At 54.5% G+C, this 21,941-nt stretch carries 19 protein-coding genes; 5 read left to right on the forward strand and 14 right to left on the reverse strand.

Annotation, left to right across the window (positions count from 1 at the left end; all coding sequences use genetic code 11):
• Positions 1–23 precede the first annotated feature (23 nt).
• The 14 genes from murG to leuO all read right to left on the reverse strand — a co-directional run bounded on the left by murG (position 24) and on the right by leuO (position 16,413).
• Positions 24–1,088: an undecaprenyldiphospho-muramoylpentapeptide beta-N-acetylglucosaminyltransferase gene (murG, locus tag ACOTZP_RS05425; protein WP_271074958.1), complete on the reverse strand. Its 1,065-nt coding sequence runs from the start codon at positions 1,086–1,088 to the stop codon at positions 24–26.
• A complete protein-coding gene (gene ftsW, locus ACOTZP_RS05430) occupies positions 1,085–2,329 on the reverse strand; it encodes a cell division protein FtsW (protein WP_022647044.1) in 1,245 nt (414 codons plus the stop codon). The genes murG and ftsW overlap by 4 nt, the downstream gene beginning before the upstream one ends.
• On the reverse strand, positions 2,329–3,645 hold the full coding sequence (gene murD / locus ACOTZP_RS05435; protein WP_058645808.1) for a UDP-N-acetylmuramoyl-L-alanine--D-glutamate ligase: 1,317 nt from the start codon (positions 3,643–3,645) through the stop codon (positions 2,329–2,331). Before murD ends, ftsW begins: the two co-directional genes overlap by 1 nt.
• A 2-nt stretch (positions 3,646–3,647) precedes the next feature.
• Positions 3,648–4,730, reverse strand: coding sequence for a phospho-N-acetylmuramoyl-pentapeptide-transferase (gene mraY, locus ACOTZP_RS05440; RefSeq protein ID WP_271074959.1), 1,083 nt, complete (start codon positions 4,728–4,730; stop codon positions 3,648–3,650).
• Positions 4,724–6,082 (reverse strand): UDP-N-acetylmuramoyl-tripeptide--D-alanyl-D-alanine ligase, encoded by a 1,359-nt coding sequence (murF, locus tag ACOTZP_RS05445; RefSeq protein ID WP_271074960.1) that lies wholly within the window; start codon positions 6,080–6,082, stop codon positions 4,724–4,726. Before murF ends, mraY begins: the two co-directional genes overlap by 7 nt.
• Positions 6,079–7,566 carry a UDP-N-acetylmuramoyl-L-alanyl-D-glutamate--2,6-diaminopimelate ligase gene (gene murE, locus ACOTZP_RS05450; RefSeq protein WP_046619892.1) on the reverse strand — a complete coding sequence of 496 codons (1,488 nt, stop codon included), beginning with the start codon at positions 7,564–7,566 and terminating at the stop codon, positions 6,079–6,081. Before murE ends, murF begins: the two co-directional genes overlap by 4 nt.
• Entirely contained in the window at positions 7,553–9,319 is a 1,767-nt protein-coding gene (gene ftsI, locus ACOTZP_RS05455) for a peptidoglycan glycosyltransferase FtsI (RefSeq protein ID WP_022647040.1), read from the reverse strand. The genes murE and ftsI overlap by 14 nt, the downstream gene beginning before the upstream one ends.
• A gap of 15 nt (positions 9,320–9,334) precedes the next feature.
• A complete protein-coding gene (gene ftsL / locus ACOTZP_RS05460; protein WP_003856363.1) occupies positions 9,335–9,700 on the reverse strand; it encodes a cell division protein FtsL in 366 nt (121 codons plus the stop codon).
• Positions 9,697–10,638 carry a 16S rRNA (cytosine(1402)-N(4))-methyltransferase RsmH gene (gene rsmH, locus ACOTZP_RS05465; RefSeq protein WP_271074961.1) on the reverse strand — a complete coding sequence of 314 codons (942 nt, stop codon included), beginning with the start codon at positions 10,636–10,638 and terminating at the stop codon, positions 9,697–9,699. The genes ftsL and rsmH overlap by 4 nt, the downstream gene beginning before the upstream one ends.
• A 2-nt stretch (positions 10,639–10,640) precedes the next feature.
• On the reverse strand, positions 10,641–11,099 hold the full coding sequence (mraZ, locus tag ACOTZP_RS05470; protein WP_014830641.1) for a division/cell wall cluster transcriptional repressor MraZ: 459 nt from the start codon (positions 11,097–11,099) through the stop codon (positions 10,641–10,643).
• Between the two features lie 591 nt (positions 11,100–11,690).
• Complete coding sequence (gene cra / locus ACOTZP_RS05475; protein ID WP_003856369.1) at positions 11,691–12,695, reverse strand: catabolite repressor/activator; 1,005 nt, start codon at positions 12,693–12,695, stop codon at positions 11,691–11,693.
• Between the two features lie 176 nt (positions 12,696–12,871).
• Positions 12,872–13,366: an acetolactate synthase small subunit gene (ilvN, locus tag ACOTZP_RS05480; protein WP_023305437.1), complete on the reverse strand. Its 495-nt coding sequence runs from the start codon at positions 13,364–13,366 to the stop codon at positions 12,872–12,874.
• A 1-nt stretch (position 13,367) separates the two neighbouring features.
• Complete coding sequence (ilvI, locus tag ACOTZP_RS05485) at positions 13,368–15,092, reverse strand: acetolactate synthase 3 large subunit (protein ID WP_023299318.1); 1,725 nt, start codon at positions 15,090–15,092, stop codon at positions 13,368–13,370.
• A 376-nt stretch (positions 15,093–15,468) separates the two neighbouring features.
• Positions 15,469–16,413 carry a transcriptional regulator LeuO gene (gene leuO / locus ACOTZP_RS05490; protein WP_022647036.1) on the reverse strand — a complete coding sequence of 315 codons (945 nt, stop codon included), beginning with the start codon at positions 16,411–16,413 and terminating at the stop codon, positions 15,469–15,471.
• Positions 16,414–17,040: 627 nt separating this feature from the next.
• On the opposite strand from leuO, the gene leuL reads away from it, so the two are divergent.
• The 5 genes from leuL (at position 17,041) to leuD (ending at position 21,900) form a co-directional block, all read left to right on the forward strand.
• The gene (leuL, locus tag ACOTZP_RS05495) at positions 17,041–17,127 is read left to right on the forward strand and encodes a leu operon leader peptide (RefSeq protein WP_210875854.1); all 87 of its coding nucleotides are present in this window, start codon (positions 17,041–17,043) and stop codon (positions 17,125–17,127) included.
• A gap of 91 nt (positions 17,128–17,218) precedes the next feature.
• Positions 17,219–18,790: a 2-isopropylmalate synthase gene (leuA, locus tag ACOTZP_RS05500; protein ID WP_271074962.1), complete on the forward strand. Its 1,572-nt coding sequence runs from the start codon at positions 17,219–17,221 to the stop codon at positions 18,788–18,790.
• A complete protein-coding gene (leuB, locus tag ACOTZP_RS05505) occupies positions 18,790–19,881 on the forward strand; it encodes a 3-isopropylmalate dehydrogenase (protein WP_271074963.1) in 1,092 nt (363 codons plus the stop codon). Before leuA ends, leuB begins: the two co-directional genes overlap by 1 nt.
• 2 nt (positions 19,882–19,883) lie before the next feature.
• Positions 19,884–21,284: a 3-isopropylmalate dehydratase large subunit gene (gene leuC, locus ACOTZP_RS05510; protein WP_003856382.1), complete on the forward strand. Its 1,401-nt coding sequence runs from the start codon at positions 19,884–19,886 to the stop codon at positions 21,282–21,284.
• Between the two features lie 10 nt (positions 21,285–21,294).
• Positions 21,295–21,900 (forward strand): 3-isopropylmalate dehydratase small subunit, encoded by a 606-nt coding sequence (gene leuD / locus ACOTZP_RS05515; protein WP_271086657.1) that lies wholly within the window; start codon positions 21,295–21,297, stop codon positions 21,898–21,900.
• Positions 21,901–21,941 lie beyond the last annotated feature (41 nt).

Consider the following 21,941-nt stretch of genomic DNA (forward strand, 5'->3'; position numbering starts at 1 on the left):
CAGCGCAACACGCGCTGCGAGAATTATGCCTGGGCTGCCAGGCTCACTTCTTTTGCCACCCGTTCCGTTGCATCCTGGATAGCGGTCGCGCGTGCGCGTTGCGCCATCTCCAGTAATACATCCCGGTTCCAGCCCGCCAGGGTAGTGGCGACCGCATCAGCGGTAAATTGTGGCTGCTCAAAAATCTTCGCGGCACCCGCTTTCTCAAGCGGCAGCGCATTCCAGTACTGCTGGCGGTCTTTGTGCTGGAACGGCACAAACAGCGCTGGCAAACCGGCGGCGGCGATTTCGCTCACCGTCAGCGCACCCGAACGACAGACCACGACATCGGCCCAGGCATAGGCTGCGGCCATATCATCAATAAATTCAGTCACTTTATGCTGCGGCTGACCTTCCTGCGCGTAGGCCTGCTCAACGCTCTGCTGAGCGCCCTTCCCGCTCTGGTGCCAGATGGTCACCGCATCACCCAGTTTTGTCGCAACCTGTGGCATCGTCTGGTTTAAAATACGTGCGCCCTGTGAACCGCCGACAACCAGCACGCGCACCGGCCCTTCGCGACCCGCCAGACGCGTATCTGGCAGCGGCAGCGCCAGCACGTCCACACGCACCGGATTCCCTACGACATCCGCTTTCGGGAATGCCCCAGGGAAGGCCTGCATAACTTTGGTGGCGATTTTTGCCAGCCATTTGTTGGTCAACCCGGCAATACCGTTCTGCTCATGCAGAACAACAGGGATGCCCAGTGACCACGCCGCCAGTCCTCCCGGACCGGAAACGTAGCCGCCCATGCCCAGAACGACGTCAGGCTTAAAGCGCTTCATAATGTCGCGCGCCTGACGCCAGGCATTGAAAATGCGCACCGGCGCCAGCAGCAGCGCCTTGATCCCTTTGCCACGAAGGCCAGAAATACGAATAAAGTCGATCTCGATACCGTGTTTAGGTACAAGGTCGGCTTCCATGCGGTCTGCGGTTCCCAGCCAGCGTACCTGCCAGCCCTGTTCCATTAAATGGTGCGCAACCGCCAGTCCCGGGAACACGTGTCCGCCGGTCCCGCCTGCCATCACCATTAACCGCTTCGGTTGATTCATCGTGAACCTCGTGTAAACGCCTGAGCTTTCTCCAGACGCGTTTCATAATCTATGCGTAACAAAAACATGATGGCCGTCGACATGATCAACAGACTCGAACCACCATAACTGATCAACGGCAACGTCAGACCTTTGGTCGGCAGCATACCCGCTGCGGCCCCAACGTTTACCAGTGCCTGGAAGCTAAACCAGATACCAATTGAGCAGGCCAGGAAACCGGAGAAGCGGTGATCGATCTCCAGCGCTTTACGGCCAATCGACATGGCGCGGAAAGCGACGAAGAATACCATTAATAGCGCCAATACCACACCGATATAACCCAGTTCTTCCCCAATAATGGAGAAGATGAAGTCGGTATGCGCCTCCGGTAAATACTCCAGTTTTTGCACCGAGTTGCCCAGGCCTTGGCCCCAGACTTCGCCGCGGCCAAACGCCATCAGCGACTGTGTCAGCTGATAACCGCTGCCGAACGGATCCTCCCATGGGTTCCAGAACGAGGTCACACGGCGGATACGGTATGGTTCGGCGAGGATCAGCAGCACCACCGCCGAAATCCCCATCCCGATGATGGCAATGAACTGCCACAGTTTTGCTCCCGCCAGGAACAGCATCGCCAGCGTAGTGACAAACAGTACGACTACCGTACCGAGGTCGGGCTGCGCCAGCAGCAGGATCGCAAGCACCAGAATCACGCCCATCGGTTTTAAGAAACCGCGCAGGTTGTTACGAACTTCGTCGACTTTACGCACCAGGTAGTTTGCCAGGTAGCAGAACAACGAAAGCTTGGTGAACTCTGCAGGCTGAATACGCAGCGGACCAAAGGCGATCCAGCGTGATGCCCCGTTAACGGAGCTCCCGACGACCAGAACGATCAACAGCATGATGATTGAGGCGATAAGCATGGCCGTACTGTGCCGCTGCCAGAACGACATCGGCAGGCGTAAGGTGATCATCGCCAGGCAGAACGCGAGAATGATGTACAGCCCGTCACGCTTGGCAAACAGGAACGGATCGTTTGCCAGACGCTGTCCGACAGGCATCGACGCCGAGGTGACCATAATAAAGCCGGTCGCTGCCAGCCCCAGCGTGAGCCAGAACAGCGTGCGGTCGTACATAATCAGGCTGTCGGAATCTTTATCCCGTGAAGCCATCACCCAGCCTTTCAGCGCCGTAAACAGCCATACCAGGATACCAAACCCTGGCAGACGCGGCATTTTCAGGCGAGGGAGAGATAAACGCATCAGCCTAACTCCTTCGCCAGGCGGGTAAAGACATCGCCCCGCTGTTCGAAATTCTTAAATTGATCGAGGCTGGCACAGGCTGGCGAGAGCAGCACCATATCGCCGGGCTTCACGCGGGGGGCGATAAGGCGCATCGCCTGTTCCATGGTCTCGGTTTGTTCGGCGACCTCAGGACGCAACGCCGCAAGCTCACTGCCATCGCGGCCAAAGCAATAAAGGCGCACGTTGTCACCGTTGAGGAACTGCTTCAGCGAGGAGAAATCGGCTGATTTACCGTCGCCGCCCAGCAGCAGATGCAGTGTGCCTTCAACGTGCAGACCGTTCAATGCCGCCTCGGTGCTACCCACATTGGTCGCTTTGGAATCGTTAATCCAGCGTACGCCGTTGTGTTCCAGCGCCAGCTGAAAACGGTGAGCCAGGCCGGTAAAGGTGGTCAGCGCCTTCAGGCTTGAAGATCGCGGCAGGCCAACGGCATCCGCTAGCGCCAGCGCCGCCAGCGCGTTGGTGTAGTTATGCTGGCCGGAGAGCATCATCTCTTTCACGTTCAGCACCTTCTCACCTTTCACCCGCAGCCAGGTTTCGCCCTGCTGGCGGTTAAGGTGATAGTCACCCATGTTAATACCGAAGCTAATGCAGCGATCGTCTGCGCCACGCACCGGCATGGTGAGTGCATCATCGGCATTCACCACGCAGACTTTGGCATTTTCATAGACACGCAGCTTGGCCGCGCGGTACTGCTGCAAGCCGAACGGGTATCTGTCCATATGATCTTCGGTAACATTAAGGATCGTCGCCGCCGCCGCATGCAGGCTTGAAGTGGTTTCCAGCTGGAAGCTGGAAAGCTCAAGTACAAACAGCTCACACCCTTTATCGAGCAGCATCAACGCGGGCAGGCCAATATTACCGCCCACGCCGACATTTTTGCCCGCCGCTTTCGCCATCTCACCCACCAGGGTGGTGACGGTGCTTTTACCGTTTGAACCGGTAATGGCAACGATCGGGGCCTGAGCCTCCCGGCAGAACAGTTCGATATCGCCAACAATCTCAACGCCTGCATCCGCCGCGGCACTCAGCGAAGGATGCGCCAGCGCCATGCCCGGGCTGGCAACAATCAGATCGGCGACCAGCAGCCACTCATCATTCAGACCACCCAGGTGGCGTTCAACCTGCTCCGGCAGCTTGTCCAGACCCGGCGGAGAGACGCGCGTATCCATCACGCGCGGCGTCACGCCACGCGCAAGGAAAAAGTCCACGCAGGAGAGGCCGGTAAGGCCCAACCCGATGATAACGACTTTTTTGCCCTGGTAATCTGCCATGATTAACGTACCTTCAGCGTTGCCAGGCCAATCAGCACCAGCATCAGCGAAATAATCCAGAAGCGCACAATGACGCGCGGCTCCGGCCAGCCTTTCAGTTCATAGTGGTGGTGAATCGGTGCCATACGGAAGATGCGCTGGCCGCGCAGCTTGAAGGAACCGACCTGCAAAATCACCGACAGGGTCTCAACCACAAACACACCGCCCATAATCACCAGCAGGAACTCCTGACGCAGCAGCACGGCGATAATGCCCAGCGCGCCGCCCAGTGCCAGTGAACCGACGTCGCCCATAAAGACCTGCGCCGGATAGGTGTTGAACCACAGGAAGCCCAGCCCCGCGCCGACAATCGCCGTACAGACGATCACCAGCTCACCAGCGTGTCGCAGGTACGGGATGTGCAGGTAGTTTGCAAAGTTCATGTTACCGGTCGCCCACGCCACCAGCGCGAAACCGCCCGCGACAAACACGGTTGGCATGATGGCCAGGCCGTCCAGACCATCGGTCAGGTTGACGGCGTTGCCGGTGCCGACGATCACAAAGTAAGCCAGCAGAATGTAGAACAGCCCCAGCTGCGGCATCACGTCTTTGAAGAACGGCACCACCAGCTCGGTGGCCGGGGTGTCTTTTCCTGCCAGGTAAAGCGCGAAGGCCACACTCAGCGCAATTACCGACATCCAGAAATACTTCCAGCGGGCGATCAAACCATTGGTGTCTTTGCGCACGACTTTGCGGTAGTCATCAACAAAACCGATGATCCCGTAGCCAACCAGAACGGTCAGCACGCACCAGACGTAAGGGTTAGACGGATAAGCCCACAGCAGAACGGACACCACAATCGCGGTCAGGATCATGATCCCGCCCATGGTCGGCGTACCGCGCTTGCTGAAATGCGATTCCGGACCGTCGTTACGCACGACCTGGCCGAAAGAGAGTTTTTGCAGACGGGCAATCATGCGCGGGCCCATCCACAACGAGATGAACAGCGCAGTCAGCAGGCTGACGATGGCGCGAAACGTCAGATAGGAAAAGACGTTAAAGCCTGAATAATATTTGACCAAATGTTCGGCCAGCCAAACTAACATGTCCCGTTCTCCTGTAATGCGTGCACAACCTCTTCCATGGCGGCACTACGTGAACCTTTAACTAAAACAGTCACAATCTGTTTTTCTGTAATCAATGCCTTCAGGCGTTCGATCAGTGCAGATTTATCGGCAAAATGTTCGCCAACTTCACTGGCATCGGAAATGGCCTTGCTCAGCGTGCCTGCGCTCAGTACGCGGTCAAGCCCGGCAGTTTTCGCCGCTTCGCCAACCTGTACGTGGCAGGCTTCGCTTTCATCACCCAGCTCGGCCATATCGCCAACAACCATCACGCGATAGCCCGGCATCTCAGACAAGACCTGCACGGCCGCCGTCATGGAGCCGACATTAGCGTTGTAGGAGTCATCCAGCAGGAGTTTGTTTTCAGCCAGCTGGATCGGGAACAGACGCCCCGGCACGGCTTTTAAATTTGCCAGACCAGTTTTTATCGCAGCGTGTGAGGCCCCTACCGCCATTGAGAGCGCTGCCGCAGCAAGCGCATTGGCGATGTTATGACGACCCGGCAGAGGCAGCAGCACGTCGATGTCGCCCGTTGGGGTCGTGAGGGTGAACTCGGTGCCGTGTGACGTCACATGAATGTTGGTCGCCGAAAAATCACTGTTTGCCGCATTCGGGGAGAAGCGCCAGGTTTTGCGTGAACCAATGATGCTCTGCCAGTTCAGCCAGTCATTGTTATCGGCATTCATAATGGCGATGCCGTCATCCGGCAGGCCGGTATAAATTTCACCTTTCGCTTTCGCCACACCGGCCAGCGAACCAAAACCTTCAAGATGTGCCGCCGCCAGGTTATTCACCAGCGCCGCTTCCGGACGCGTCAGGCTCACGGTCCAGGCGATTTCGCCCTGATGGTTAGCCCCTAACTCAATCACCGCATATTCATGCTCGTGGGTCAGGCGCAGCAGCGTCATCGGTACACCGATGTCATTATTAAGGTTGCCCGCCGTATAAAGCGTGTTTCCGCACTGGCTAAGGATCGCCGCCGTCATCTCTTTAACGGAGGTTTTGCCCGACGAGCCCGTCAGCGCCACGACGCGTGTTGGCACCTGCTGGCGAACCCATGCCGCCAGCTCACCAAACGCCAGGCGCGTATCTTTCACCACAATCTGCGGCAAATCGATATCGAGCTTACGGTTGACCAGCAGCGCACCCGCGCAGTTATCTTTAGCCTGTTGCGCAAAATCGTGGGCGTCAAAACGTTCACCCTTCAGCGCCACAAACAGGCAGCCCGCCGTCACCTTACGGGTGTCGGTGGTCACAGCCTCGATGGTCTGATCCTGACCATGCAGCATCCCCTGCAATACCGCAGCGGCCTGGCTTAACGTAATGCTAATCATGCCACCACTCCCAGCAGACGCGCTGCCGTCACGCGGTCGGAGTAATCCAGACGACGATTGCCGACGATCTGATAATCTTCATGACCTTTACCGGCCAGCAGAACCACATCGTTCTCCTGCGCCTGCATAATGGCGTTAGTCACGGCCTCCGCACGGCCTTCGACCACGCGCGCACGACCCGCATCCAGCATGCCCGCCAGAATGTCGTTGATAATGGCCCTCGGCTCTTCGGTACGCGGGTTGTCATCGGTCACCACGGGAATATCCGCGAACTGCTCAGCGATGGCGCCCATCAGCGGACGTTTGCCCTTGTCGCGATCGCCACCGCAGCCAAACACGCACCAGAGCTTGCCTGCGCAGTGCAGACGCGCCGCTTCCAGCGCTTTTTCCAGCGCATCCGGCGTGTGGGCGTAATCCACGACCACCGTCGGCTTGCCCGGCGCACTGAACACTTCCATGCGGCCACAGACCGGTTGCAAACGCTCAGACGTTTTCAGCAGATCCACCATCGGGTAACCCAGCGCCAGCAGCGTCGCCAGCGCCAGCAGCAGGTTACTGACGTTGAAAGCCCCCATCAGGCGGCTTTCAATTTCACCTTCGCCCCAGGTGGAAGCAAAGCGGATCGTCGCCCCGCTATCGTGGTAGTTCACTTCGACTGCCTTCAGCCAGCGGCCACGACAGTTCGGATTAATGCGATCTTCCATCGACACCGCCACCGCATCTGGCAGTTTTTCCAGCCAGCGGCGACCGACTTCGTCGTCGGCGTTAATGATCGCCTGCCCGTGGTGGTGAGTGGAATAAAGCAGCCATTTCGCCGCTTCGTAGTGCTCCATATCACCATGATAATCAAGGTGATCGCGGCTCAGGTTTGTAAAGACAGAGGCGGCAAATTTCAGTGCCGCCACGCGATGTTGTACCAGACCATGGGAGGAGACCTCCATCGCTGCGAAGGTCGCCCCCTGCTCTGCAAGGCCTGCCAGCACACGCTGCACGTCAACCGCCGAGCCTGTAGTGTTTTCCGTCGGGCTTACTTTGCCCAGAATACCGTTCCCCACCGTGCCCATGACGGCACCGGTTTCACCCAGCAGCTGAGCCCACTGCGCCATCAGCTGAGTGGTGGTGGTTTTTCCGTTGGTTCCTGTCACGCCAACCAGCTTTAACTGGTCGGAAGGTTCGTTGTAAAAACGTCCTGCCAGCGCGGAGAGACGCTCATTCAGCTGGCTGAGATAGATGACCGGCACGCCGTGCATTTCACGGATCTCACCGTCTGTTGCCTCATCTTTGGCCTCAGCAATAATGGCAGCAACACCTTGCGCAATCGCCTGCGGGATATAACGACGCCCGTCCGCCTGATGACCTACCACTGCCACAAAAAGATCGCCAGAAGCCGCTACGCGGCTGTCCAGTACCATCTCTCGCAGTGCTCGCGCAGGTAGCATAGGCACCCACGGAGCAAGAAGGTCGCGCAAATTACGATCTGCCACCTGTTCCCTCGCCTTGATTAATTACAAATTCACTTTTTTCGCCCGTCGCCAGCGCATCCGGTTCAATGTTCATGGTGCGCAACACGCCGCCCATAATAGCCCCGAACACAGGCGCGGAGACGGCGCCGCCGTAGTATTTACCCGCCTGCGGATCGTTGATGACGACCACCAGCGCAAAACGCGGATTGCTTGCAGGCGCTACGCCTGCGGTATAGGCAATGTATTTGTTGATATAGCGGCCGTCCGGCCCCACTTTTTTCGCTGTACCGGTTTTGATGGCGATACGATAGCCCTTAATCGCGGCCTTCACGCCACCACCACCGGGCAGCGCGACGCTTTCCATCATATGTACGACGGTACGAACGATAGATTCCGGGAAAACACGTTCCCCCGGTACCGGTGGATCAACTTTGGTGATCGACAGCGGGCGATAAATGCCATAGCTGCCAATCGTTGCGTAGACTCGCGCTAACTGTAAGGGAGTTACCATTAGCCCGTAGCCAAAAGAGAAGGTGGCCCTCTCTATGTCAGACCACCGTTGTTTTTGAGGATATAAGCCACTGCGTTCTCCGACCAACCCCAAATTGGTCGCCTTTCCCAGCCCAAAACGTGAGTAAGTATCTACTAACGCTGAGGACGGCATCGCTAACGCCAGTTTTGACACACCGACGTTACTCGACTTCTGTAAGACCCCGGTCAGGGTCAGTTCGCTGTAACGTGCCACGTCTTTTATTTCGTGGCCGTTAATTCGATAAGGGATCGTATTCAGAACGGTATTTTCGTTGACGATGCCCCGCTGTAGAGCCGTCATCACCACCATAGGTTTTACGGTTGAACCGGGTTCAAACACATCGGTGATGGAGCGGTTACGCATCGCATCTTTTGCTGTACCGGCAAAATTATTCGGGTTGTATGAGGGACTACTGGCCATCGCCAGCACTTCACCTGTCGCCACATCCACCAGCACGGCACTGCCCGATTCCGCCTTGTTAAACGCGACGGCGTTGTTCAGCTCACGATAGACCAGCGCCTGCAAGCGCTCATCAATACTGAGGGCCAGGTTGTGCGCGGCCTGGCTGTCTGTCGAGGAAATATCTTCAATGACGCGACCATAGCGGTCTTTACGCACGATTCGCTCGCCAGGCTGGCCGGTAAGCCACTTGTCGAAGCTTTTTTCAACGCCTTCAATCCCCTGGCTATCCACGTTGGTGAAGCCAATCAGGTGCGCGGTGACTTCACCGGAAGGATAATAACGGCGGGATTCTTCCCGCAGATGAATGCCGGGCAGCTTGAGTTTTTTAATGTAGTCAGCCATATCAGGGTTCACCTGACGGGCAAGATAGATGAAGCGCCCTTTCGGGTTGGCGTTAACGCGTGACGCCAGCTGATCCAGCGGCATTTTCAACGCGTCTGAGAGCGCCTTCCAGCGGTTATCAAGGGTGATCCCGCCTGCGTCATGCAGCTCTTTAGGATCGGCCCAGATCGCCTTCACCGGTACGCTCACCGCCAGCGGGCGGCCGGAGCGGTCGGTGATCATCCCACGAGAGGTAGAAACTTCCTGCACGCGCAGAGAACGCATATCCCCCTGACGCACCAGCATGTCAGGCGCGATGATTTGTAGCCACGCCACGCGTCCCAGCAGGAAACCCAGCGCCAGTAAAATGCAGCCGCAAAGCAACGCAAAACGCCAACTGATAAAGTTGGCCTGTTCTTCCTGGCGTTTTGGTTTTAGCGTTTTTGCCGCTGCTTTCATGCGTCGCGTTTTCCCTTATTTTTGTACTACGATATTTTCCTGCGAAGGATCAACATGCTGTAATTGCAGTTTTTCCGTTGCGATCCGTTCAACCCGGCTGTGATCGCCGAGCGCGTTTTCTTCAAGGATCAGATTTCGCCATTCAATATCCAGCGCATCGCGTTCCAGTACCATCTGTTCGCGCTGCGCAGTTAATAAACGGGTATGGTGAGCGGTGGTTACCACCATGACTGCCGTCACAATGATGCAAATGAACAAGCAGAGTGGCAGCTTCCCAAACCGCAAAAGATCGTCACCGATCACGCCAGGCAAGGCATGGCGCTCGTTGCTTCCTAACGATCCCTTAACTTTGCTTAGGGTCTCTGTCACTCTGCTGATCATGCGTTCGTCCTCTCTGCAATACGCAGCACTGAACTACGGGCACGTGGATTCTCTGTCACCTCTTCTTCGCCCGGCATCAACTTGCCTAATGCTCGCAACTGACGGCCTCCCAGCTTTCTGAGTTGTTCTTCCGTCATCGGCAGCCCAGCTGGAACCTGCGGACCGCGGCTCTGTTCACGCATAAAGCGCTTAACGATGCGATCTTCCAGCGAATGGAAGCTGATGATGGATAACCGCCCACCCGGGGCCAGCACGTCGAGCGAGCTTTTTAGCGCCAGCTCTATTTCCTCCAGTTCACTGTTTACCCAGATACGAACCGCCTGGAAGGTACGGGTCGCAGGATGTTTGTGCTTGTCCTTCACTGGCGTTGCCGCCGCGATGACTTCTGCCAGCTCTTTGGTACGGGTCATTGGCTCAACGCGGTTGCGCTCCACGATGGCGCGCGCAATACGTTTGCCAAAGCGTTCTTCGCCGAAGGTTTTGATCACCCAGGCAATATCCGCTTCGTCAGCAGTTTGTAACCACTCGGCGGCAGACTGGCCGCGGGTGGGGTCCATACGCATATCCAGCGGACCGTCGCGCATAAAGGAGAAGCCGCGTTCTGCATCATCAAGCTGTGGTGAAGAGACACCAAGATCGAGGAGGATCCCGTCGATTTTGCCGGTCAGGCCGCGCTCGGCGACATAATCCGCAAGCGCAGAGAAAGGTCCATGCACGATGGAAAAGCGAGGGTCATCGATGGTTTGCGCAACGGCAATCGCCTGCGGATCGCGGTCAATTGCCAGCAGGCGCCCTTCCGCTCCAAGCTGAGAGAGGATCAAACGCGAGTGGCCACCGCGACCAAAAGTGCCATCAATATAGATGCCATCTGGACGAATATTCAGGCCGTTAACGGCCTCATCCAGCAGCACCGTTGTATGTTTATAATTTTCCATCATATTTATAGAGACAAGTCCTGCAGCCGTTCCGATAATGTTGCGGAATCAGACTGCTCAGCGTCGATATCTTCCTTGACCTGTTGATACCAGGTCGTTTCGTCCCACAGTTCAAACTTGTTGAACTGCCCGACCAGCATCACTTCTTTAGTCAGACCGGCATGTTGCCGCAACACAGGCGCAATCAATAATCGCCCGGCGCTATCCATCTGACATTCACTGGCATGTCCCAATAACAACCGCTGTACGCGGCGTTCCTGCGGGTTCATGCTCGACAGTCGCGACAGCTTTTGCTCAATGATTTCCCATTCAGGCAAAGGATAAAGCAGCAGGCAGGGGGAGTTGATGTCAATGGTGCAAACCAGTTGACCCGAAGCGTTCTCAATCAGCTGGTCACGGTATCGGGTTGGTACCGATAAACGCCCTTTGCTGTCGAGATTGACTAACGTTGCTCCACGGAACATGCCAGCCTCACCCCTCCTCACCACTTTAACCCACAAATTCCCACCTGAAGGAGTTTACGGAGCGAGGGAAAAGCTTGTCAAGCCAGGACTCTCTCTGTACGGACCCGAAAGCATCCTATTTACAGAGCAAGAGTGACCTGGCTAATAACTAAACAACTGGCGAGGCAAAATTAACGTTATGAATATTTGTAAGAAAAAAACCGAATATGCACACGAGCGTTAAGACTCACTCAATATCATCGCAGGGAAATATAAAGTGTCAGTTTGCGACGCGGGCAGCATTTTAAGGCATATCGCCGGGGGATAACAGCACCAGTTTAATCCCGAGGCAATATGGATTCGTTCGTGTGCATTGAGGCCTGGAGGGAGAGTGAAAAATGGCTGAATATTCATCGGCTGGCGCCTGTTTGTAACAAAACAATACAAAGAAATGTCAGTCAAAAATTTATAATTGTGCTTTTTAACACCAAAATGGATTCAGAAAAATAGCAGGCTATGAATCTTAGAGATAAATCCTAATTTTTATCCGGGAATTATTTATCGCAATAAATTCGCCGCAAAAGGGGCAGTTATACCGCCCCTGTGGAAATATTAATGGCGGCTCAAAATTCCGCGCCGATAGAGATTACGTTTGATACGCGTAAGCCCGGGTTTCGGCTTGCGGGGTTCATCCAGGCTTGCCAGAACAATCTCCAGCACGCGCTCGGCGACGTCGCGGTGACGCTGAGCCACGGCCAGCACTGGACATTGCAGGAAGTCGAGCAGTTCGTTATCACCGAAGGTAGCAATCGCCAGATCGGATGGCAGCTTGCCATCGCGACGTAACGTCACGTCCATCACTCCCTGCAACAGAGCAAACGAGGTGGTAAACAACGCCTGCGGCATCGGGTGCGTTTCCAGCCATTTCTCGAACAGCTGGGCAGCCGCTTCGCGCTCATAACTGTTGGCATAGAGATAATGAACGTCACGCGGATCGTCTTTCCATGCCGTACGGAACCCTTGTTCACGCAGGAAGCTTACCGAAAGTTCAGGCAAAGCGCCAAGATACAGCACCGTTTCAGCCGGGAAGGTACGCAGCTCGGCAGCCAGCATTTCTGCATCGTCCTGATCGGCACCCACGACGCTGGTGAAATGTTCACGATCGAGCGCACGATCCAGCGCCACTATCGGGAACGGATCGTTCGCCCAGCGCTGATAGAACGGATGCTCGGGTGGTAAAGAGGTCGACACGATGATGGCATCAACCTGACGTTGCAGCAGATGCTCAATGCAGCGCATCTCGTTGTCGGGCTGATCCTCGGAGCAGGCAATCAACAGCTGATAGCCCCGCTGACGAGCCTGACGTTCCAGATAGTTGGCGATGCGGGTATAGCTGGTGTTTTCCAGGTCCGGGATCACCAGGCCAATAGAGCGGGTGCGCCCGGCACGTAAACCTGCGGCGACAGCATTCGGATGGTAATTATGCTCACGAACGACTGCCATCACTTTCTCAACGGTCTTATCGCTGACACGATACTGCTTTGCTTTACCGTTAATCACATAGCTGGCCGTGGTTCTCGACACGCCGGCGAGCCGGGCGATTTCATCCAGTTTCACAATTGCCCCTCAAAAAAAGAAAAGAGTCCATGGCCCTGTCAAGGTTATGGTTAAATATTTTAACATCTAAACGCAGAATAGCCTTCACAGCAACCGCTTTTGTCTGCGTTGTCGGCGGATTACGCAAAAAAAAGCCCGGCTTTGGCTACCGGGCTGAAAGAGGCGAACCTATTGCGCTACTCACGCATGATTTTATCGCCGCGCGAGAGGCCAACAACGCCAGAGCGCGCAACTTCAACAATTTTTGCCACATCCCTGACAGAGGCCAGGAAAGCGTCCAGCTTATCGCTCGTTCCGGCAAGCTGGACAGTATATATAGAAGGCGTGACGTCAATAATCTGCCCACGGAAAATATCCGTGTTGCGCTTGACCTCATCACGGCCGTAACCGCTGGCCTGAATTTTCACCAGCATTACTTCACGCTCGACGTAAGCCCCCTGCCCCAGCTCGCTGACGCGCAGTACGTCCACCAGCTTGTGCAATTGCTTTTCGATCTGCTCAAGCACTTTCGCATCGCCGACAGTCTGGATCGTCATGCGCGAGAGCGTAGGGTCATCGGTCGGTGCGACGGTCAGGCTTTCAATGTTATAGCCGCGCTGGGCAAAGAGCCCAATAACCCGCGACAGTGCGCCCGACTCATTTTCCAGTAATACAGATAATATCCGGCGCATATCAGGTTCTCTCCGTTTTGCTTAACCACATTTCATCCATACCACCGCCACGAATATGCATCGGATAGACGTGCTCTGTGCCATCGACGATAACGTCCATGAAGACGAGGCGATTGTTTTTAACGTGCTCAAGCGCTTCGCCGAGCTTCGCTTCCAGCTCTGACGGATCGGTTACCCGCATGCCAATATGACCATAGGCTTCAGCCAGACGGACAAAGTCCGGAAGTGATTTCATATAGGACTGAGAGTGACGGCCCGAATAAATCATATCCTGCCACTGTTTTACCATGCCGAGGTAACCGTTATTCAGGTTCAGCACCAGCACTGGCAGTTCATATTGCAGCGCAGTAGAAAGTTCCTGAATATTCATCTGTATACTGCCGTCACCCGTTACGCAGATAACCGTTTCGTTTGGCAACGCCAGCTTTACCCCCAGCGCGGCGGGCAAACCAAAGCCCATCGTGCCGAGCCCGCCTGAGTTGATCCAGCGACGCGGTTTATCAAACGGGTAATACAGCGCAGCAAACATCTGATGCTGGCCCACGTCAGAAGTGACATACGCATCGCCATTGGTCAGACGCCAGATCGTCTCGATCACCGCCTGCGGTTTGATGTTCTCACTTTGCGTGTCGTATTTAAGGCACTGACGGCCACGCCATTGCTCGATTTGTTGCCACCAGTCGCGGATCTCGTCCAGCGGTTGAGAGGCGGTCTCCTGCGCCAGCAGATCCAACATTTGATCCAGCACCTGTCGTGCGTCTCCCACGATCGGCACATCCGCCGGCACCGTTTTAGAGATAGAAGTAGGATCGATATCAATGTGCAGCACCGTCGCATTCGGGCAGTATTTCGCCAGGTTGTTCGTGGTGCGATCGTCAAAACGCACGCCGACGGCAAAAATCACGTCAGAATTGTGCATCGTCATATTGGCTTCGTAGGTGCCGTGCATACCCAGCATGCCCAGCGCCTGCCGATGCGTGGCAGGGAACGCCCCCAGCCCCATCAGTGATGACGCGACAGGAAGATTAAGCTTCTCGATCAGTTCGCGTAGTTGCGTTTCGCAGGCTGCATTGACGGCGCCTCCCCCCACATAGACCACCGGTTTTTTCGCAGCCAGCAGCGTTTGCAGCGCACGTTTAATCTGTCCTTTGTGCCCTTGCGTGGTCGGATTATACGAACGCATGCTCACCGACTCAGGCCAAAGGTAAGGCAGTTTATTCCCCGGATTGAGAATATCTTTTGGCAGATCGACAACCACTGGCCCAGGACGACCGCTGGCGGCCAGCCAGAAGGCTTTTTTCAGTACGCCCGGGATATCTTCAGTTTGTTTAACCAGAAAGCTGTGCTTCACCACGGGGCGTGAGATCCCCACCATGTCGCACTCCTGAAACGCATCATAGCCAATCAGCGACGTCGCCACCTGTCCGGAAAGAATGACCAGTGGAATAGAGTCCATATACGCAGTCGCTATGCCGGTAATGGCATTGGTCGCCCCCGGCCCGGAAGTGACCAGCACAACACCCACTTCGCCCGTGGCGCGGGCCAGGCCGTCAGCCATATGCACAGCAGCCTGTTCATGACGAACCAGAACATGATCAATACCGCCTACCGTGTGCAGCGCGTCATAAATATCGAGAACCGCGCCTCCGGGATAGCCGAACACTTGTTTCACGCCCTGATCGATAAGCGATCGGACGACCATTTCCGCGCCAGACAACATCTCCATGCTTTGCCTCCAGGCTTTTGTTATAGACGGTCTACAGAATTCATTTCCGCGCCGTCTTCTGACAGGGTAAACCCATCTTATAATGTGCAGAGTGATGGATACCTTAACCGCTCGTTATGAGGCAGGCAATTAGCAAACGGGATGCGGGAATGAGCAATAAAAGCAGAAAAAACAGCTGACAGACATGAATATGGTGAATTCGTCTGGTATGAGTGGAGACAATAATAATTCATCTCTTAAAAAGAGGATGGATCAGGAAATCATCTATTTTTGAGCATGCATAAGTAACTGAAAAAATTAACACAGAACATAATATCGCCAGTTTTAAAAACCGCAGAATAAACCGCATGACGCCATGCGGTTTATTCACCAGAACCTAGCGACGGCAAATATTGATCAGCAGCTCTTCCATCCACTGATGCCCTTTATCCCGACCCGCAGCCTCATGCCAGGAAAGATAACAGGTACGGCTATTAAGCTTGAGCGGCAGAGGTAAAATTTGCAGATTCAGTGAATCGGAGAACTCTTCAGCAAGCCAGCGCGGCGCAATAGCGACTAACTGCGTCTGAGAAACGACATTTAATACACTGACCATGGCCATTCCCTGATAAGCCACGCTGGCTTGTTTATCGGCGGTGTCATACCACGGCTGACTGAATGAGGCATATCTGTCAAGAGCAACAACGGCGTGTTGCTCACTGTAAACATCGCTTTCACGCAGCGGCGAATTCATACGGGGATGTTTTTTACTGGCGACTAACACCATTTCGTCTTTGAACAACGGAACACAGGCAAACTCTGGACGGCGGAACTCTTCGTATCCCAGAACAAACTCTGTTTCCTGATAACGAAGCTGGTGTTCAGTGTTTTGATTTAATGATGATTTAAAAACGAGATGAATATTTGGGGCGATCTGTTCAACTTTATTATATATAACAGACGTCAAATAATTATCTAACGGACTGCAAACACAGAGATGGAAAACCCGCTCACTGCTTAAGGGTTCAAAGCCCGAACCGGGAAGTTCATTTTGAACTAGCTGTAGCGCCTGACGAATCGAACCGAATAGCTGGAATGCACGCGCTGTGGGCTGAATTCCCCTCCCATAACGAACGAATAACTCGTCGTTAAACATCACCTTAAGTCTGGCTACGGCATTACTCACGGCAGGCTGAGACATTCCCAGAGATTGCGCTGCTCGCGTAATATTCTGCTCCTGCATCACTGCATCGAATACAGTTAACAAGTTAAGATCCACTGTGCGTAACTGAGGCTTAACCCCATCATAAGTCTGTGGTTGGTTAATATTATTTTCTGGCATTTCTGACTCCACCGTCACGCTAAATTCCCTTTGCCCAGGTACAGTAATAACTTCGAAAAATATGATTTACCATGCATATACAACAAGCGAAAGGAAATTATTTAAAATTCGGAATATATAAAGAGCCCCATTCACCGAGCGGCTTTACGCACCCCATAAATGAAGAGTTAAAAATCGTTCAAAAGATATCTCAAACTTTATTGTGAGCATGAAACCATAAACCAGACAAATACACAATCAACGCTCTCATTAATAATGACTTAAGCGTTATTAAACTATTAATAGTATACAACGCATATTCATTAACAAATTGATATCAATTTTGATAACTTACTTACCCGTAAATCATTCATGAAGTTTATAAATCAATGATATGAAACACATTCCATTTCTTAGCATGTTGATGAAAATAGTATGTTCAATTGCTACCAATTATATTCAAATTATTCCAGAGATGAATCCCCAGTCCAATAATAGACAATAAAATCGGTTAGCCACGCAAAAACCAGCACAATTAGCTAATGTATTCTCCCTGCGTTGGGTCCCCGTTTTGTCGGGGAGGGGTTGACATGAGTCGGCGTATCCAGTACCACTAAAAGCATATCGCATTCACCTGGAGCAGGATTCATGATTCACACCCTTCGTTTCACCGGTCTACTACTACTAAACGCATCCACTGTGCGCGGTAGACTGGCGGGCGAAATTCAGCGTTGAATCGTCTTCAGTAAAACTAAAAACCCGCGCCACTGCGCGGGTTTTTTTATGCTCGTAGCAAGGCGCCCTAAGACTGACAAGGACCTAACCCATGAGCCAGCAAGTCGTTATTTTCGATACTACTTTACGTGACGGTGAACAGGCATTACAGGCGAGCCTGAGTGTTAAAGAAAAACTGCAAATTGCGCTGGCCCTGGAACGCATGGGTGTAGACGTAATGGAGGTCGGTTTTCCTGTCTCCTCGCCGGGTGATTTTGAGTCAGTGCAGACTATCGCCCGCACCATCAAAAACAGCCGCGTGTGCGCTCTGGCTCGCTGCGTTGAGAAAGATATCGATGTGGCCGCGGAATCCCTGAAAGTTGCAGAAGCTTTCCGTATCCATACTTTTATAGCCACCTCCCCCATGCACATTGCAACCAAGTTGCGCAGCACGCTGGATGAAGTGATCGAACGTGCGGTGTATATGGTTAAACGGGCGCGTAACTACACTGACGACGTGGAATTTTCCTGTGAAGATGCAGGCCGCACGCCGATTGACGATTTGGCCCGTGTTGTGGAAGCCGCTATTAATGCCGGAGCCAGAACCATCAACATCCCGGATACCGTCGGCTACACCATGCCGTTTGAGTTTGCCAACATCATTACTGGTCTGTATGACCGCGTACCAAATATTGATAAAGCCATTATCTCTGTACACACCCACGATGACCTGGGTCTGGCCGTTGGCAATGCTATCGCGGCGGTGCACGCCGGCGCGCGTCAGGTAGAAGGCGCGATGAACGGCATCGGCGAACGCGCAGGCAACTGTTCGCTGGAAGAAGTGATCATGGCGATCAAAGTGCGCAAAGACATCATGGACGTGCACACACGCATCAATCACAACGAAATCTGGCGCACCAGCCAGACCGTCAGCCAGATTTGCAACATGCCGATCCCGGCCAACAAAGCGATTGTCGGTACGGGCGCGTTCGCTCACTCTTCCGGTATCCACCAGGATGGGGTGCTGAAGAACCGTGAAAACTACGAAATCATGACTCCGGAATCCATCGGTCTGAACCAGGTTCAGCTGAACCTGACCTCGCGCTCTGGCCGCGCGGCGGTGAAACACCGTATGGAAGAGATGGGGTATCAGGACAGCGATTACAACATGGATCAGCTGTACGACGCATTCCTGAAACTGGCTGACAAAAAAGGCCAGGTCTTCGATTACGACCTGGAAGCGCTGGCATTCATCAACAAACAGCAGGAAGAGCCAGAACACTTCCGTCTGGACTACTTCACCGTTCAGTCAGGCTCAAGTGATATCGCTACCGCCTCCGTCAAGCTGGCCTGCGGCGATGAAATTAAAGCGGAAGCCGCCAACGGTAACGGCCCTGTGGATGCCATTTACCAGGCGATTAACCGCGTCACTGAGTACGACGTAGAGCTGGTGAAATACGACCTGACGGCAAAAGGGCACGGTAAAGACGCCCTGGGCCAGGTTGATATCGTCGTCAACTACAACGGTCGCCGCTTCCATGGTGTGGGTCTGGCGACAGATATCGTCGAATCGTCCGCGAAAGCGATGGTGCATGTCCTGAATAACATCTGGCGCGCCGCCGAAGTCGAAAAAGAGTTGCAACGCAAAGCTCAGAATAAAGAGAACAACAAGGAAACCGTGTGATGTCGAAGAATTACCATATTGCTGTGTTGCCGGGTGACGGTATTGGCCCGGAAGTGATGGCACAGGCGCTGAAAGTACTGGAAGCTGTTCGTTCGCGTTTTGCGATGAAAATTACCACCAGCCACTACGACGTGGGCGGTATTGCGATTGATAACCACGGTACTCCCCTGCCGAAAGAGACTGTAGAAGGCTGCGAAAATGCCGATGCCGTTCTGTTTGGCTCCGTGGGCGGTCCAAAGTGGGAACACCTGCCGCCAGCAGAGCAGCCAGAGCGCGGCGCGCTGCTGCCGCTGCGTAAACACTTCAAACTGTTCAGCAACCTGCGTCCGGCGAAGCTGTACCCGGGGCTGGAAGAGTTTTGCCCGCTGCGCGCCGATATCGCCGCCAACGGTTTCGACATCCTGTGCGTGCGTGAGCTGACCGGCGGGATCTACTTCGGTCAGCCAAAAGGCCGCGAAGGCAGCGGTCAGCATGAGAAAGCGTTTGATACCGAGGTGTATCACCGTTTTGAAATTGAACGTATCGCTCATATCGCGTTTGAGTCAGCGCGCAAACGCCGCCGTAAAGTGACCTCTATTGATAAAGCAAACGTGCTCCAGTCGTCTATTTTGTGGCGCGAAATCGTCAGTGAAGTCGCTAAGCAGTACCCGGACGTTGCGCTGTCGCATATGTATATCGACAACGCAACGATGCAGCTGATCAAAGATCCGTCTCAGTTTGACGTGCTGCTGTGCTCCAACCTGTTCGGCGATATTCTCTCGGATGAATGCGCCATGATCACCGGCTCCATGGGTATGCTGCCCTCGGCCAGCCTGAACGAAGAAGGCTTTGGCCTGTACGAACCGGCGGGCGGCTCCGCGCCGGATATCGCAGGCAAAAACATCGCCAACCCGATTGCGCAGATCCTCTCCCTGGCTCTGCTGCTGCGCTATAGCCTGGATGCAGGCGATGCAGCAACCGCAATTGAAAACGCCATTAACCGTGCGTTAGAAGAAGGCGTCCGTACCGGCGATTTAGCACGCGGCACGGCGGCAGTCAGTACCGATAAAATGGGCGACATCATTGCCCGCTATGTCGCTGAAGGGGTGTAATCATGGCTAAGACGTTATATGAGAAGTTGTTTGATGCGCACGTGGTCTACGAAGCACCAAACGAAACCCCACTGTTGTACATCGACCGTCATCTGGTACATGAAGTGACCTCTCCTCAGGCATTTGACGGCCTGCGCGCGCACAAGCGCCCGGTGCGTCAGCCGGGTAAAACCTTTGCCACGATGGATCACAACGTTTCCACCCAGACCAAAGACATCAATGCATCTGGCGAGATGGCGCGTATCCAGATGCAGGAGCTGATTAAGAACTGTAACGAGTTTGGCGTGGAGCTGTACGATCTGAACCACCCCTATCAGGGTATCGTCCACGTAATGGGGCCTGAGCAGGGGATTACCCTGCCAGGCATGACCATCGTCTGCGGCGACTCCCATACCGCTACCCACGGCGCATTTGGCGCGCTGGCGTTCGGGATTGGGACCTCTGAAGTTGAACACGTTCTGGCGACGCAGACCCTGAAGCAGGGCCGCGCCAAAACCATGAAGATTGAAGTGAAGGGTAAAGCCGCGCCGGGTATCACCGCGAAAGATATCGTGCTGGCGATTATCGGCAAAACCGGCAGCGCAGGCGGCACCGGTCACGTCGTTGAGTTCTGCGGCGACGCTATCCAGGCGCTGAGCATGGAAGGTCGTATGACCCTGTGCAACATGGCCATTGAGATGGGCGCCAAAGCAGGACTGGTGGCCCCAGACGAAACCACCTTCAACTATGTGAAGGGGCGTCTGCATGCGCCGAAAGGTCAGAATTTTGACGACGCGGTAGCGTACTGGAAAACCCTGAAAACGGACGAGGGGGCAATTTTTGATACCGTTGTGACGTTACAGGCGGAAGAGATCGCCCCGCAGGTCACCTGGGGCACCAACCCGGGCCAGGTGATTTCTGTCAACGACAGCATTCCTGACCCAGCTTCCTTCGCCGATCCGGTCGAGCGCGCCAGTGCAGAAAAGGCGCTGGCCTATATGGGGCTGAAACCCGGCGTACCGCTGACCGACGTGAGCATTGATAAAGTGTTCATCGGCTCCTGTACCAACTCCCGTATTGAAGATTTACGCGCTGCGGCAGAAATTGCTAAAGGCCGCAAAGTGGCGCCGGGCGTGCAGGCGCTGGTTGTGCCGGGCTCCGGTCCGGTGAAAGCCCAGGCGGAAGCGGAGGGTCTGGATAAGATCTTTATCGAAGCAGGCTTCGAATGGCGCCTGCCCGGCTGCTCCATGTGTCTGGCGATGAACAACGACCGCCTGAATCCGGGCGAGCGATGTGCCTCCACCAGCAACCGTAACTTTGAAGGCCGTCAGGGCCGCGGTGGGCGCACCCACCTGGTCAGCCCGGCAATGGCCGCCGCTGCGGCAGTCACCGGTCATTTCGCCGATATTCGCAGCCTGAAATAAGGAGACAATCATGGCAGAGAAATTTACCCAACATACGGGCCGTGTTGTCCCGCTGGATGCCGCTAACGTCGATACTGACGCTATCATTCCTAAGCAGTTTTTGCAGAAAGTGACGCGCACGGGTTTTGGTGCGCATCTGTTCAACGACTGGCGCTTCCTCGACGATAAAGGCGAAGTGCCAAACCCGGAATTCGTCCTGAACTTTCCGGAATACAAAGGCGCCTCCATTTTGCTGGCGCGGGAAAACTTTGGCTGCGGATCGTCGCGTGAACATGCGCCATGGGCATTGACCGACTACGGCTTTAAGGTGGTTATCGCCCCAAGCTTCGCGGATATCTTCTACGGCAACAGCTTTAACAACCAGCTGCTGCCTGTGACGCTGAGTGACGAACAGGTCGATGAACTGTTTGCGCTGGTGCAGACAAATCCGGGGATGTCGTTTGAAGTGGATCTGGAAGCGGAAGTGGTGAAGGCCGGTGACAAGACCTACAGCTTCAGCATTGATGCGTTCCGTCGCCACTGCATGCTGAACGGTCTGGACAGCATTGGCCTGACGCTGCAACACGAAGAGGCTATCTCCGCCTACGAGAAAAAACAGCCTGCGTTTATGGGCTAAAGGCAATGGCCCGCAAAAAGCGGGCCATTGATTTGTTTCGT

It is taken from the genome of Enterobacter cloacae complex sp. SYL001, assembly GCF_049237025.1.
GTDB classification, from domain to species: Bacteria; Pseudomonadota; Gammaproteobacteria; order Enterobacterales; family Enterobacteriaceae; genus Enterobacter; species Enterobacter intestinihominis.